Source organism: Planococcus antarcticus DSM 14505 (assembly GCF_001687565.2).
Taxonomy (GTDB): domain Bacteria; phylum Bacillota; class Bacilli; order Bacillales_A; family Planococcaceae; genus Planococcus; species Planococcus antarcticus.
Genome location: NZ_CP016534.2, coordinates 1,289,279 through 1,303,783, shown reverse-complemented (window position 1 = coordinate 1,303,783; position 14,505 = coordinate 1,289,279). Strand labels below are relative to the sequence as shown.

The 14,505-nt window shown below is 44.4% G+C and carries 13 protein-coding genes, 1 pseudogene and 1 riboswitch; of the genes and pseudogenes, 3 read left to right on the top strand and 11 right to left on the bottom strand.

The genetic code is table 11. The features are described 5' to 3' along the window. Positions 1–61: 61 nt before the first annotated feature. Positions 62–174, bottom strand: a riboswitch (SAM riboswitch). Positions 175–498: 324 nt separating this feature from the next. Next, entirely contained in the window at positions 499–2,088 is a 1,590-nt protein-coding gene (gene pckA, locus BBH88_RS06555) for a phosphoenolpyruvate carboxykinase (ATP) (protein WP_006831235.1), read from the top strand. 88 nt (positions 2,089–2,176) lie between these two features. On the opposite strand, the gene BBH88_RS06550 is transcribed toward pckA, so the two are convergent. The 3 genes from BBH88_RS06550 to BBH88_RS06540 form a co-directional block, all read right to left on the bottom strand. Beyond that, entirely contained in the window at positions 2,177–2,956 is a 780-nt protein-coding gene (locus BBH88_RS06550) for an alpha/beta hydrolase family protein (protein ID WP_006831234.1), read from the bottom strand. After that, on the bottom strand, positions 2,937–3,395 hold the full coding sequence (gene ytkD / locus BBH88_RS06545) for an RNA deprotection pyrophosphohydrolase (RefSeq protein WP_006831233.1): 459 nt from the start codon (positions 3,393–3,395) through the stop codon (positions 2,937–2,939). Before ytkD ends, BBH88_RS06550 begins: the two co-directional genes overlap by 20 nt. Before the next feature lie 66 nt (positions 3,396–3,461). Continuing rightward, positions 3,462–3,908: a Dps family protein gene (locus BBH88_RS06540; protein ID WP_006831232.1), complete on the bottom strand. Its 447-nt coding sequence runs from the start codon at positions 3,906–3,908 to the stop codon at positions 3,462–3,464. 107 nt (positions 3,909–4,015) lie between these two features. Between BBH88_RS06540 and yidD the strand changes: the two genes are divergently transcribed. Together yidD and BBH88_RS06530 are read left to right on the top strand one after the other, a co-directional pair. Further along, the gene (yidD, locus tag BBH88_RS06535) at positions 4,016–4,246 is read left to right on the top strand and encodes a membrane protein insertion efficiency factor YidD (protein WP_006831231.1); all 231 of its coding nucleotides are present in this window, start codon (positions 4,016–4,018) and stop codon (positions 4,244–4,246) included. Positions 4,247–4,333: 87 nt separating this feature from the next. Next, positions 4,334–5,374, top strand: coding sequence for a metal ABC transporter solute-binding protein, Zn/Mn family (locus BBH88_RS06530; protein WP_065537092.1), 1,041 nt, complete (start codon positions 4,334–4,336; stop codon positions 5,372–5,374). Between the two features lie 75 nt (positions 5,375–5,449). Here BBH88_RS06530 and BBH88_RS06525 read toward each other — a convergent pair whose 3' ends face one another. The 8 genes and pseudogenes from BBH88_RS06525 to BBH88_RS06490 all read right to left on the bottom strand — a co-directional run bounded on the left by BBH88_RS06525 (position 5,450) and on the right by BBH88_RS06490 (position 14,459). Then, positions 5,450–6,118 carry an MOSC domain-containing protein gene (locus BBH88_RS06525; protein ID WP_006831229.1) on the bottom strand — a complete coding sequence of 223 codons (669 nt, stop codon included), beginning with the start codon at positions 6,116–6,118 and terminating at the stop codon, positions 5,450–5,452. Positions 6,119–6,177: 59 nt separating this feature from the next. Then, positions 6,178–6,897, bottom strand: a pseudogene (locus tag BBH88_RS06520) (AAA family ATPase). Positions 6,898–7,191: 294 nt separating this feature from the next. Next, the gene (gene menC / locus BBH88_RS06515; RefSeq protein WP_065537093.1) at positions 7,192–8,253 is read right to left on the bottom strand and encodes an o-succinylbenzoate synthase; all 1,062 of its coding nucleotides are present in this window, start codon (positions 8,251–8,253) and stop codon (positions 7,192–7,194) included. Beyond that, on the bottom strand, positions 8,244–9,677 hold the full coding sequence (locus tag BBH88_RS06510) for an o-succinylbenzoate--CoA ligase (RefSeq protein WP_006831226.1): 1,434 nt from the start codon (positions 9,675–9,677) through the stop codon (positions 8,244–8,246). The genes menC and BBH88_RS06510 overlap by 10 nt, the downstream gene beginning before the upstream one ends. Positions 9,678–9,741: 64 nt before the next feature. Continuing rightward, positions 9,742–10,560, bottom strand: a complete 819-nt coding sequence (menB, locus tag BBH88_RS06505) for a 1,4-dihydroxy-2-naphthoyl-CoA synthase (RefSeq protein ID WP_006831225.1) — start codon at positions 10,558–10,560, stop codon at positions 9,742–9,744. Between the two features lie 11 nt (positions 10,561–10,571). Further along, positions 10,572–11,384: a 2-succinyl-6-hydroxy-2,4-cyclohexadiene-1-carboxylate synthase gene (gene menH, locus BBH88_RS06500; protein WP_065537094.1), complete on the bottom strand. Its 813-nt coding sequence runs from the start codon at positions 11,382–11,384 to the stop codon at positions 10,572–10,574. Further along, positions 11,381–13,081, bottom strand: a complete 1,701-nt coding sequence (gene menD / locus BBH88_RS06495) for a 2-succinyl-5-enolpyruvyl-6-hydroxy-3-cyclohexene-1-carboxylic-acid synthase (protein WP_006831223.1) — start codon at positions 13,079–13,081, stop codon at positions 11,381–11,383. The genes menH and menD overlap by 4 nt, the downstream gene beginning before the upstream one ends. Continuing rightward, positions 13,068–14,459 carry an isochorismate synthase gene (locus BBH88_RS06490; RefSeq protein ID WP_006831222.1) on the bottom strand — a complete coding sequence of 464 codons (1,392 nt, stop codon included), beginning with the start codon at positions 14,457–14,459 and terminating at the stop codon, positions 13,068–13,070. The genes menD and BBH88_RS06490 overlap by 14 nt, the downstream gene beginning before the upstream one ends. Positions 14,460–14,505: the final 46 nt, after the last annotated feature.

Genomic DNA, 14,505 nt, shown 5'->3' with positions numbered 1-14,505 from the left:
ATAAAAAAATCCTTTCACTCATTCATCATGAGGAAAGGAAAATCATCTTAAGCACCTTTCACTCTTATCATCCAAGGCCTGTGCGCCTTGCTTCAGGTTGGGCACCATCACTGCAGTTGCAGCAGGTTGCCGGGTTTCATAGGGCCTGTCCCCTCCACCAGCTCGGAATAAGAGTATCCGTTCAATTTTTCATCATACGGAAGTAGCATAAAAATGTCAATGTTTTTGGCAAACAAAATTATTTCTTTTAGTTTTTTTTGAGAATTTTTTTGGGTGACCGCTGTCAGATGGTGTAGGAAGCCGACTAAAAAAGATTTTGAATGACCCTTATATGGTCTGTTTGTCCGGATTTTGCAACCTCATGTAGAGGTGCAATTCAATAATTTTGATTTCCGAAGTGGATTAGTATAGACTAATAAACCTAATGTGTTATACTAATGAACGAATATACATCCTCCCCATCGTCATGGGAATAACAGAAAAGGAAGGTACATATATATGACTTCAGTGAACTTTGCAAACGATTTAAAGGATCTTTTAACTGGCCAAAATGTACATGTTCAATTATCAGTGCCACAACTAGTGGAAGCAGCAACATCCCGCGGGGAAGCGGTATTGACTCGGGAAGGCGCTGTAAAAGCGGAAACAGGAAAATACACTGGCCGCTCACCGAAAGACAAATACATGGTCGAAGAAGAAAGCTCTAAAAACAAAGTCGACTGGGGCAATGTGAACCGTCCGATTTCCAGCGAAGTGTTTGAAAAACTGTACGCCAAAGTCATCAAGCATTTAAAAGAAAAAGATGCACTTTTCGTTTTCAAAGGATTTGCAGGAGCAGACCACGAATCACGTGTGCCGATCCAAACAATCAATGAATACGCATGGCATAACTTGTTTGCTCATCAATTGTTCATCCGTCCTTCGGCTGAGGAATTGGCAGCACATGAAGCTGAATTTACTGTGGTTTATGCCCCTACTTTCATGGCAGACCCCGCAGTTGATGGTACAGCTTCAGAAACATTCATTATCGCATCGATGGAACAACGCATTATTTTGATCGGCGGAACTGAGTACGCTGGCGAAATGAAGAAATCAATTTTTTCTATTATGAACTACCTATTGCCGGAACGAGGTATTCTTCCGATGCACTGTTCAGCAAACGTTGGCCAGGACGGCGATGTGACTTTGTTCTTCGGCTTGTCCGGTACAGGCAAAACGACTTTGTCGGCTGACGGAGACCGCAAGCTAATCGGCGATGACGAGCACGGCTGGTCCGATAACGGCGTCTTCAATATTGAAGGCGGATGCTATGCAAAAACCATCAACCTGTCCCGTGAAAACGAACCACAAATTTACGACGCGATTCGTTTTGGCTCGGTTCTTGAAAACGTTGTTGTAGATCCTGATACACGTATTCCCGACTACAATGATGGATCATTAACTGAAAACACTCGTGCAGCTTACGCAATGCAAGCCATCGACAATATCGTGGACCCTTCAGTAGCAGGGCACCCAAAAACAATTGTCTTCTTAACAGCTGATGCATTTGGCGTATTACCTCCAATCAGTAAATTAACAAAAGAACAAGCTATGTACCATTTCCTAAGTGGTTACACTTCGAAATTAGCTGGTACAGAACGCGGAATCACAATACCTGAAGCTACATTCTCAACTTGCTTTGGTTCACCTTTCTTGCCATTACACGCAACGGTGTACGCAGAAATGCTTGGCAAAAAAATCGATGAGCATGGTGTTCAAGTTTTCCTTGTTAACACAGGGTGGACAGGCGGAGTATATGGCGTTGGAAGCCGTATGAAGCTTTCTTACACACGCAAGATGGTTCGCGCTGCAATCAAAGGCAACTTGAACAATGTTGCTACTGAACAAGAAGCCATCTTCGACTTTGAAATTCCAACTGAAGTTCCTGGAGTGCCAAGTGAAGTATTAAACCCACGCAATGCATGGTCGGATAAAGATGCATACGACCAAAAAGCAACGGAATTGTCGCAAGAATTCCAAGAAAACTTCAAGAAGTTCGGTACTGTTGCACCTGAAATCAGTGTGTTAGGCGGTCCTGTTCAAAAATAAAGAGTTTACAAAAGCCCGTTCGGATTTTACTCCGAACGGGCTTTTGTGTTCTAGATGAAAAATAGAACTGTCACTTTTCGATACCTCGTTATGCCTCTGTATCTCTCATCCACTTACAAACCGCTTTAACTGTTTTTCGGTTGGCTGCTGGCGGGAAGAAATGCGTATAATTTGGAAAGTACCAGGTTTCATGCTTCTGGTCGTTAAGCTTTAATGCCTCTTCTAGTAAATAGGCCTGTTCAGCGGACACATTTTCGTCCTGTAGACCATGGATAATCAGCATCGGCACATGGTTTTCTTCGATTCGCAATAACGGATTGCGTTCTTCGTACTCGGTCAGTGCTGTATTCGGTGTGCCCCCATAGAGACGCTTCATCATGCGTCGCATATCCGGACGTTCTTTGTAGGTCAATACCGTATCTGTAACTCCAGCCCAAGTGACAAGTGACGTAATATCCGGACGCAGAATTGCGGTCCACAAGGCCATGATGCCGCCTCTTGAAAATGCCAGCAGGTGCACCTTTCCGTTGCTGAATTTCTTTAATACATCGACTGCATAGACGGCATCCCAGCGATCAGCTCCGGCAAACTCGTCTCGACCTTCTCCGCCTCGGTTGCCTCTGTAATAAGGCGCAAACACTACAAAGCCCTGCGCAGCAAATTGGGCAATCCGGGCAGGGCGCACCATGCCAATCGACTGGATACCTCCCCTCAAGTACAAGATGCCGCTATAAGTTCCTGGCTCTTTCGGTTCCGCAAGCATCCCTTTGACCTTTAAACCTTCTGACCAATAAACGATTTCCGTTAAACGGACATGGGGATTGGGTGAAGGATAGCGTTTTTTCGATCTAATCGTCCCATTTTTCAAGTTGTTTCACCTTCTCTATTATTGTCCTCATTCCTGCGTCTTTCATTAGGAAACTAAACTCACCGCCCGGCTCTAACTCTTCCACCAGTATAATTCCTTGCGTCTCAAGAAGCGGAATCTTGTTCACCTTTTCCACCGCTCCAACAAAAACGGTTTTGCAAAACGGTTTTGTTGAATAAACCATGTATTCAGCGAACCATTCGAGGCTATTTACACAGGCACCAGTTTCCTCATACACTTCCCGCTTTGCAGCAGCTTGTAAACTTTCACCAGTTTCTACTTTGCCACCTGGAAACTCCAGGCCCCGCTCGTTATGCCTCGTCAGCACCCATTTTCCGTTGTAGCGGCAGATTACCAGAACATGCCTGCTTTCGTAAGAAAAATTATTTTTTTCGAATGATAGTTCACATGGATAGCCGTTCAAATCCCGATACTGCATTCTTCCACCTCGATGCCATAAGAAAAGCGTACACTAAAAATAAGTGTACGCTTGTATAATTCTATTTTACTTCTTTTCACCAAGGAATGCTGATAACATCCAAGAATGTTTTTCTAAATTCTGGTGAACGGCATTCAACATATCTTCTGTCATGTCATCGCCGTCTGCGGCAGCCAGTTCCATGCCTTTTTTCAAGGATTTCATGATTTCATCGTAATCACTGACTACAGTATCGACCATGTCTTCTGCCGATTCCTTGCTACTAGCTTCTTCAATCACTGACAGTTCGAGCTGTTCTTTCATAGTAGCGACCGGTTTACCGCCTAGTGCTAGTAAACGCTCAGCAATTTCGTCCATGTGAAGAGTGGCCTCATTGTACAATTCCTCAAATTTCACATGTAATGTAAAAAACGAAGGTCCTTTTACATACCAATGAAAATTATGTAATTTCGTATAGGCAACCGACCATGTCGCCACTTGCACATTTAGTTCGTGGTTTAATTCGTTTGACATTTCCAATCACTCTCCAATTAGTTTGATAAGTTCTTATACTTTATCTATACCTCTAAGCCCCTTACAATAAACATACCAAGTATTCATACGAAAAGAGCTGAACAATCATGAAGACTGTTTTACTGCGAATGTTCCGCTTTTATCAGCGGTTCATATCCCCTTTATCGGCGCCAAGTTGCCGTTTCTATCCAACATGTTCTCATTATGGCATCGAAGCTGTAGAAAAGCACGGCGCGCTGAAAGGCGGATATCTGGCAGCCAAACGTATTCTAAGCTGCCACCCTTTCCATAAAGGCGGAATCGATTTTGTTCCAGAAGAATGGCCACCAAAAAAATAATTGGTGGTTTTTCTTGTGTTTTTTAAGATCATCCTGTAGTATTTTAATAGTCATTAAAACGTAATCATTACATTTTGGAGGTATAACATGAAAAAGATTTTAGTATTGGTATCTTTAATTTTACTACTGGCCGCTTGTGGAGAAACTAGCGAAGAAGCACAAAGTGTCGACGAAGATCCGGACAAGCTGCAGGTCTTCACGACGGTTTATCCACTGACTTATTTCACTGAACGCATCGCTGGTGATTTGGTTGACGTGCAGTCGATCTATCCTGCCGGTTCAAACGAACACACCTTTGAACCAACGCAGCAGGAAATGATCCAGCTGGCAGACGCTGACCTAATGTTCTCCATCGGTCTGGGCCTGGAAGGCTTTATTGACAGCGCCAAAAAGACCCTGCAGGATGAAAATGTCGAATTTATTGCTACTGCCGATCAGATTTCAGACGAAGAACTGGAAGCGGCATTAGGGCATGAAAAAGAAGAAGCCCATGAAGAGGAAGCTCATGGCGAAGAAGCTCATGGCGAAGAAGCTCATGGCGAAGAAGCCCACGGCGAAGAAGTTCATGACGAAGAAGCTGGGGGCCACGATAGCCATGACCACGGTTCGACTGATCCACATGTGTGGATGTCGCCGGTACTGAGCGAAAAGTTGGCGGAATCGATTAAGAACTCGTTGACGGAAGCAGATCCGGAAAATGCAGAAACTTACGAAAGCAATTTCACGGAATTGGTTGTAGAGCTGGAAACCTTGGACCGTTCGTTCGATGCTTTGTCTGAACGCGTCACCAAAGATACTTTCTTTGTTTCACATGCGGCTTTCAACTATCTGTCAGAGCCATATGGCTTTGAGCAAGTCGCAATCGCAGGATTGAACAGCCAAGACGAACCTTCACAAAAAGAATTGACCGAAATTGTTGATCAGGCAAAAGAAAAGGATATACAGTATATCGTCTTTGAACAAAACGTTTCTTCCAACCTGACTGAGGTCATCCAAAAAGAAGTGGGTGCCGAAGCAATTGAAATGCACAATCTCGGCGTTCTGACACAGGAAAACATCGACAATGAAGAAACTTACTTCACGTTGATGGAAAAAAATCTGCAAGTACTTGAAACGATTCTTCAATAACAAAAGCATGATAAAAAGCACTGCTGCGAAATTTCGCAACAGTGCTTTTTTCTATTTGAAAAGAAGACCTACCTGCTAACTGCTGGCTGTCAATTTGGTTAATCGCTTGGTTAAAAACTGTCGCCATTCATCCGCCAGATCTTCTGCTCCAAGCACTTTGACAATTCCATCGATATCTTTCGGACGGTGGAAATTAATTTCATTGGCATACAGAACGGATACTTGCTGAGGATCTTTCGCTACTGGGCGAATGACGGAATCAGCTCTGATCGTGCCTTCTTCTAATACCCGACAAAGATATCCGGTATACCCAGTTTTCACCATTTCTTTCAATAACGGCTTCATGTCGAGCCTTCTGTCGATCGTGTTGCAGGGAACTCTCCCTTGTGTCACCTGGATTACCGCTTCGCCAATTTGAAAAATATCACCGATACAAATGTTCCGCTCTAGCATATTCGTCACCGTCAAGTTTTCTCCGAAGGCAGTAGCGGGTAATTGGGTCTCAAAATAGTTGTTCCAGTAATCATAATGTTCGTATGGATAAACACAGACGGCACGTTCGGGTCCTCCGTGATGCTTCAGATCTGCAACGCCATCCCCGTGGAAACCATCTTTGGTTAAAAATGCTTCCTCTACCTGCTGCTTTCGAATAGCTGATTCCATTTCCTTGCCGTCTCCATATGTCATTTTTTCCGGCAACCCAACAGCAAAATTCTTTATGACCGCCTTCTCGGAATTCCTCACATGCCACCCCACCTTTTTTTCAGTCACAATAAAAACTTCTCTTTATTGTCATTATACAGTCAATCTTCCAGTATTTCTTTCAAAAATTTTTCCCGATGATTAAGGAAATATTTAGTGATCCGGTAATGGTCTGTCATTTCATAATCGATTTCTTCGATAGAGTCCCCATCAAAACTTAAAATTGGGGCTTCTGGAAAGCCGAGCAGAATCGGCGAATGAGTCGCGATAATAAATTGGCCACTCTCTTGTTCCGTTAAATCCTTTAAAATTCGGAGAAATGTCAATTGACGCTGTGGAGACAGTGCCGCTTCCGACTCATCCAGCAAATACAGGGCACGGTCATTAAAGCAGTTCAAAAACAAGGACAAGAACGATTCCTCATGCGATTGTTCGTGTAAAGAACACCTGCCATAAGACTGAAATCCATCTCCGTCCACTTCTTCTAAATGAGAGGCAAAATGATAAAACGATTCTGCCCGCATACAGAACCCACTCGTCACTTTCGGCATCCATGAAAGCCGGATATAGTCGCCAAGCACAGATTCAGCCGCATGTACTTCATAGGTATTATTGCGTCCGCCACCGGCCGTATTGAATTCACATTTATCCGCTATCCCTTCAAGCAGTGTAGACTTGCCCGAACCATTTTCTCCGACAAAAAACGTGATTGCATTGCTCAGATCCAATTGCTCCCAACTGTTTATCGAAGGCACGGTAAATGGAAATTACTTAAAATCTTGTACATGCTCTTTTACTAAACTGATCCGATTTAAAAACATCGGTCCATCCCCTCACCTACTGTATCCTATTGATTTATGCAAACAGAAGCCAAGTGCCAGTGCATCTACATAATAGATTGAAAACCAAATCGGCTGCTCTTTCAGGCTTTTATCCGAGTAATTTCTGAAGTGATCGAAGTGAATAAAAATTTCATATTTATTCGTTTTAATTAATTATTATTCATTATTTTATACTTTTTTTCTGTCGAAAACAACTACTTCATTTTAATAGTTAGTAATATTCTTGCTTCATTAATTGAAGTTTTTCACAAAAAAGCTGGATTCCAAATCGTTTCAAACCACCTTATAGCCAATTCCAGGTCGTTCGCTCAAAAAAATTTTGCCGTTTTCTACTGAAATCTCTGGTTCAATAATATCCTTTTCCCAGAAATGAGCGGAGGCTGAAAAATCACCTGGATAATTAATTCCCGGTAATGACGCTAAAGCCAAATTATGTGCTTTAGAAACACCAAATTCAATCATGCCACCGACCCACATGCCAATCGTATTCGCTTTGCACAGGTCAATAACCTTCAAGGTTTCCGTCCAACCACCGAGACGACTCATTTTCAAAACAATAATGTCGCCTGCTTCTAGGTCGATCATTTGTTGAACATCCTCCGCACTACAAATACTTTCGTCCAAACAGATCTTAGTTTTCAGCTGTTTTTTCGCTTGTGTATGCAAGTCCCATTGTCGTTCACCAAAAGGCTGTTCAATTAACGTAAAGCCGACCTCATCAAATTCCTTTAACCGGTCTAAACGATGTCCAGAAAAGCTTCCATTGGCATCCGCAAAAAACTGCAGTTCTGGATAAGCGTAGACCACTGTCTTTAAGAAAGACGGCTCTGAATCAGGATGAATCTTTATTTTGATACGTTGGTAACCAGCTTTAGCCGCCTGTGCTACTTGCTCTTTAATCTTTGAAGGATCTGCGGCCACCACGACACCTGCTGGAATTGATTGCTGAGTACCTCCTACAAATTTCCATAACGGCTCTTCTTGCTGCTTAGCGAACAAATCCCAAACTGCCATTTCAATAGCTGCTTTGGCCATGCGGTTGCCTTTGACAACTTTGAACAACTCCCAAACTTCTTGTGGATGCTCGATGGTTTTATTCGTCAGCACTGGCATTAAAACTTGCTCCAACACAAAACGGCAGCTCGAGATAGTCTCTTCATTATACCAAGGCGTTTCAAATGCAACACATTCCCCGTATCCGACGTCTCTCGAATCACCAGTAACTGCAACCACAATCACTTCCCGCTCTGTAACTTGCTGTAAAACCGTATTAAACGGTGTTTTTAGCGGTTGGCGGACTGTTTCCAAATGAATACCCTCAATTATTACAGCCATGCTCTCAGCTCTCTTCTTAGCAGCTTGTTCGAAGCGTTGCGCGGCAGCGCCTCGACAACTGACAGCCGCTTCGGCACTTTATAGGCAGCCAGCTGTTCGCAGCAATAAACCAGCAATTCAGCTACCGTTGTTTCTTTGCTCAGCACCACGAATGCCACGGGAACCTCGCCCCATTCTTCACTCGCTGCACCGCAGACACCCACTTCACGAACAGCTGGATGGGTCATCAATACTTTCTCAATTTCAGCTGGGTAAATATTTTCTCCGCCAGAAACAATCAGGTCCGAACGGCGATCTACTACGAATAAAAAACCTTCACCGTCCAAATAACCGATATCTCCAGTATGGAGCCAGCCGTCTTTTTGGACATTCCGCTCTGCAAATTTGCCGATATAACCCGGTGTCACTTGAGGACCTTGGATAAGAATTTCGCCTTTATCCCCCGGATTTTCTGCTTTGTCTATTATCACTTGATATAAAAATAACGGCTTACCGGCAGAACCAATTTTTCGTGTTGCGTCAGCCGACTGCAACGTAGTGGTCTGCGAAGAAGTTTCTGTCATGCCATATGTTTGCAAAACCGGAATTCCACATGCGGCGGCGCGCTCCATATAAGCGACTGGAACCGGACCACCTCCTGCAAGCACCGCTTTGAAACGGGGTGACGCCTGCACCGAAGCTTTTTCCATTTCGCTAAGAACACGTTCAAGCATGACACCGACGAGCGACATATGTGTCACGGTTCCATTATGGATTTCTTCTGCACTGCTTTTAGCATCGAATTTTTCATACAAACGCACACCCATGCCATAAATCAGCGATCTCATCAAAATCGAAAATCCACTAATATGAAATAGCGGCACTGAACAAAGCCATATATCTTCAGGAGCAATGCCGATATTCAGTGCAGAAGAAATGGCACTGGAAAAATGATTTTCCGCTGTCTGCCGTACACCTTTAGGATGTCCCGTAGTGCCAGATGTGTACATAATCGATAGCGTCTGATCTTTCTGCCACTGCTTTTCTGGTTCGCAACGAACCGGCATTGTATCGTCCAATTTACTAAACAAGATAACTTTTGAAGATACGATTTTTTCCTTTAGCACATCGTCTACTAAAATAGAATCTACTTGAGCATCATCAATTTGATAGGCTAACTCGCCAGTTGCTAGACGTTCATTGAGCATAACCATTTCACAGCCAAGATGAAGGCAACCATACATGACAAAGACAAACTGAGGATTCGACTTGGACAGAATTGCCACACGCGACTCTGCCTTTATTCCAAGTGCAGTCAGTTTACCTGCATAAGCAAGCGCTAAGTCGTTGATTTCTGAAAAGCTCCATTGCTGTTCTTGGAATGATAAAGCCATTCGGTCGCCGCTCAAATAACTCCGCTGGCTCAACCAGTTTGGATAGGTCATCTAAAAAATCCTTTCTTTAAAAAAAGCTGTCCCCTGAGAGGACAGCTTTCAATTATTCGAGTAATCATGGGAAACGTGGGAATTGACCAAAGTCCGGTTTGCGTTTTTCTTTAAACGCATCGCGACCTTCTTTTGCTTCGTCTGTTGTGTAATACAACAAAGTTGCGTCTCCGGCCATTTGCTGCAATCCAGCAAGGCCATCCGTATCAGCATTCATAGCCGCTTTCACAAAACGAAGTGCAGTCGGACTCATTTCGAGCATTTCCTGACACCATTGAACTGTTTCATCTTCTAGCTGATCAAGAGGCACGACCGTATTCACTAAGCCCATGTCTAGTGCTTCCTGTGCATCGTATTGACGGCATAGGTACCAAATTTCGCGTGCTTTCTTGTGACCAATAATGCGTGCCAAGTAACCAGAACCGTACCCCGCGTCAAACGAACCAACGCGTGGGCCTGTTTGACCGAATCGTGCGTTATCTGCTGCAATTGTCAAGTCACACACAACGTGCAAAACGTGCCCGCCGCCAATTGCGTAGCCTGCTACCATGGCGACAACCGGTTTTGGAATCACACGGATCAAGCGCTGAAGATCTAACACGTTCAAACGTGGAATCTCGTCTTCTCCAACATAGCCACCATGTCCGCGTACGGATTGGTCTCCACCTGAACAGAAAGCTTTTTCGCCTTCTCCAGTTAAAACAATAACGCCTACTTGGGCATTATCGCGTGCACGAGAAAATGCATCGATCAATTCGTGAACCGTTTTCGGACGGAATGCGTTACGCACTTCCGGACGATTAATGGTAATTTTAGCAATGCCGTCAAAAATTTCATACTTGATATCTTCATATGTACGTTCTGTAATCCACTTGCGTGTCATGTTTTTCCTCCTTAGTAGGTCAAGCTTAAATACTCTCTTACTATTGTAGCAAATTCAGCAGGTTTTTCCACATGTATCGCATGTCCCGCATCGATAGTTTTATGAATAGCATTTGGCATCAGCCCAGCCATCTCCTCAGCAATCGACTCAAACTTCAAATCCAACTGTCCTGTCACCAATAAAACTGGGATTTCCAGCTTCGCTAACTTATTCCAGTAAGATATTTGCGCACCAGTTCCCATACCTCGCAGGCTGTTTGCAAGTCCTGTTGGATTTTGAGACAGCCGCTCTTCACGAATAGATCGTTTGACCGCATACGGCAGAGATTTTTGGCTGTCAAACAAAGAAATGTTTTCCCAACGATCAACAAAATTTACTATTCCTCCAGCAATAATCCGTTCTGCCAGCCTCTCGTCACGCATCCGACGTTCCTGCCGCTCTGCGTCAGACCGAAGTCCAGGAGAAGCACTTTCCAGCACGAGTCTTTTGATTCGCTCTGGAAATCTGCAGGCATAAGCCAGTGCTGTCCGTCCGCCCATCGAATAGCCCACAAGCGTTAAACAAGCCAAATTCAACTGACTGAACAATGCATCCAAATCTTCCAGCTGCCGTTCCATTGAATAAGAATCAATCATTTCTGGACAATCGGTTTCACCATGACCAATCAAATCAATCAAGACGACTTTAAACTCATTCCACGATTTTGTAATCGGCTGCCAGCTCTTAGTACTGCCCGTAAAGCCATGCAGAAAGACAACCGCTTCCTGCATGTCTCTATTAGTCATTTCAACATGATAGTGGACTCCGTTAATATCGAGCTTCATTGCTTAGCTAGCTCCTCGCCAAAGCGGGTCCATAATTTTCGGTGCGTTATGACATTCTTCTGACGATCTGTGAACACTTCAATGATTTTCACAGCTTTGTCTTTCGGCTGATCCAACGCTTCTGCCAATTGTTCTACCGTTTCCACAGCTACATATTGCGTATCATACATTTTCGCTACGTCGCCGAAAGTTAAACCCGTCGGTGTACCGAACAAATCCTCAAAATAACGCTCTTCTTGAGACTGGGGGAGATAAGAGAAAATACCGCCGCCATCATTATTCATGATAACAATCGTCAAATCCGTTGCCTGCATTTTGGACGCAATCAGACCGTTCATATCATGCAAGAACGATAAGTCGCCGATAAATAAGTAGGCCGGCCGTTGTTTTGCCGCCTGGACACCAAATGCTGTTGACACAACACCGTCAATGCCGTTTGCACCGCGGTTGGCATAAATCATGACATCCCGCTCAGTCGATTTAAAGAAGGTATCAACATCACGAATCGGCATACTGCTACCGACGATTAAATCGCAGGCATCTAATCGATCAAAAAATATTTTTGCTAAGATGCCTTCATCTAGCTCCTCCTGGCAGTGGCGGCTAACAACTTCCCAGTATAAGGCTGAAGCAACCGTCCATTTTTCCTGATAAGGGTTCTTTTTTTTCATCTCCAAAGGCAACTGCCATAAGCCGTTTGCCGAAGCCTGAATATGATGCGTAGCAACTGACTGCGCGTCCCGTAACATCGGACTTTCATCGAACACAACATAGACTTCCGGTTTCGCTGCAGCTAGGAACAAAGTCAACGGTTTTGAAACCGGCTGAGGTCCGACCCGGATAACCGCTTCAGGCACTACCTCTTCCTTGAATGCTTCATTTTTTAATAAGGCATCATACGAATCGATAATTAGATCTTTTGCTTCAGAAGGCATATTGCCCCTCAGATTCGACAAAGGATCCGCAAGAACCGGCCAATTAAGCTTATTGATAAAGTCCCAGAACTCAGGCGGCATCGGTTTTGTCATTTCTCCGACAATCAACAGGCCCTTTTTCTTTTTCATCAGCCTCTGAAAAAATTCACGGCTTTCAGGAGATAAAGACATGTCTCCACCAAAATGGGCGATTTCCCCACCACTTTCGTAAGTCTGTTCAAAATCGATGCGCAGTGGTTCACGGAATGGAACATTGACATGTACCGGGCCTTTCGGTTCGCTGCTTGCACTCTGGACAGAACGATGCAGATGGCGAGACAAGAACGCCAATTGGTTATCTGTTTCCGGCATCGGCAAATCCGTCGCCCATTTGACATGCGTTCCGAACAAATTGACTTGGTTGATCGCTTGCGGCGCTCCAACTTCCCGCAACTCATGCGGCCGGTCTGCCGTCACGACAATTAAAGGCACGCGCGCATAATACGCTTCGACAATCGCTGGGAAATAATTAGCCGCTGCAGTTCCAGACGTGCACAACAGCATCACGGGTCTGCCAGACGCTTTCGCCATGCCCAGCGCAAAATAAGCCGCTGAACGTTCATCGATTTGCCGGTATACTGTCAAGCCTTCCTGCATCATACAGGCATAGGCGAGCGGTGTGGAACGGGATCCCGGACTGATTACAGCATCCAACACTCCAAGCCCGACCAGCGAATGGGTAAATGCAGATACATATTCTGTTAACGCTTTACGACTCGTCACTCAATTGACCTCCCAATGCCCGAAGCATCGGTCTGAATTTAACCCATGTCTCGTCATACTCTGATTGCGGCGTGGAATCTGCTACAATTCCACCGCCCGCATATAAATAAGCTCTTTCGCCATCCAACAAAGCCGACCTTATCGAAACAGCAAATTCGCCATCACCTTTAGCATCAATCCAGCCAATTGGAGCTGCATAATAGCCACGGTTCATCGCTTCGTGCTCGCGGATCATCTGCAGCGCCTTCAATTTCGGCTCTCCGCCAAGCGCCGGTGTCGGATGAAGAACCTCCACCAAATCAAATAAGGTTGCGCCTGGTTTTAACTCGCCTTCAACCGGTGTATACAAATGCTGAATGTCCCTGATCTTCATTAATTTTGGCAATTTAGGTACGACCATCCGGCTGCAATTCGCTTCAAATACATCGCTGATCATCTTGACCACAAATTGATGCTCAGCCCGATTTTTCGGATCTTTCAGCAAGGCTTCGCCAAGTTCGGTATCCTTCTCAACCGTCTTGCCGCGCGGAGTGGAACCTGCTAAACATGTCGAGAGTGCTTTTTGGTCTTCTACTTTTACCAACCTTTCAGGAGTTGCTCCAAAGAAGAATTGCTCTTCCGCTTCCAAACCGAACAAGAAACTTTCAGGCTGTTCATTGGAAACCTGATACAACGCAGAAGAAGGCGAAAATTTGTGTTCAAATTCCAACTTCAGCGTCCGTGCAATAACGACTTTTTCCACTTTTTTGGCTTTAATAATATCGGTAACCTGCTGAATGGAATCCAGGTACTCTTCTTTTCTTAGTTCTATGCGGCCAGTTGCCTGTGGTTTATCATATTTATCGACTTCAGATACCTGTGCCGCATGGATCAGTTTATCACGTTCTTTACGCATCGCATCAAATTCTGCATAGCTCTCTTGTTGTTCCGTAATTAAATGAATGCTGACAAAAGCCTGCTCACCTTTTAAAACCAACTGAAAAGTTGGCACCGCAAAATAAGCCTGTGGAAACCGTGTCCATTCACTCGATTTGCTATTTAAGGGATCGAACGAAAATCCTCCGAATAGGACTGGCTGGACAGAACTTTCTTCATTGACGATTTGTTTGCAAAGGTTCTTCCAGTCATCCTTGATTTTCTTAAATCGCCCTGTTGCTTTGTTTGTAGAAAGGACATGGGCATGTCCGATTCCAACCAACGTGAAGGTCTTTTCACGATTCTGCCAGTACATGCGTTTTCCTAAGTATTCATCTCCCCCGGCTTCAAAGAATGCCAATGCTGACATGCGAGTGACTTCGATTGTTTCGGTATAAAAACGGTAGCCTTCGTAATGGCTTTCCGTAGATTTTTGGGTCGATGAAGACGATTCTGAATTCACCTGATTACCTCCGTTTTAAGACAAGAGTCTCGTTTATTCCACTTAC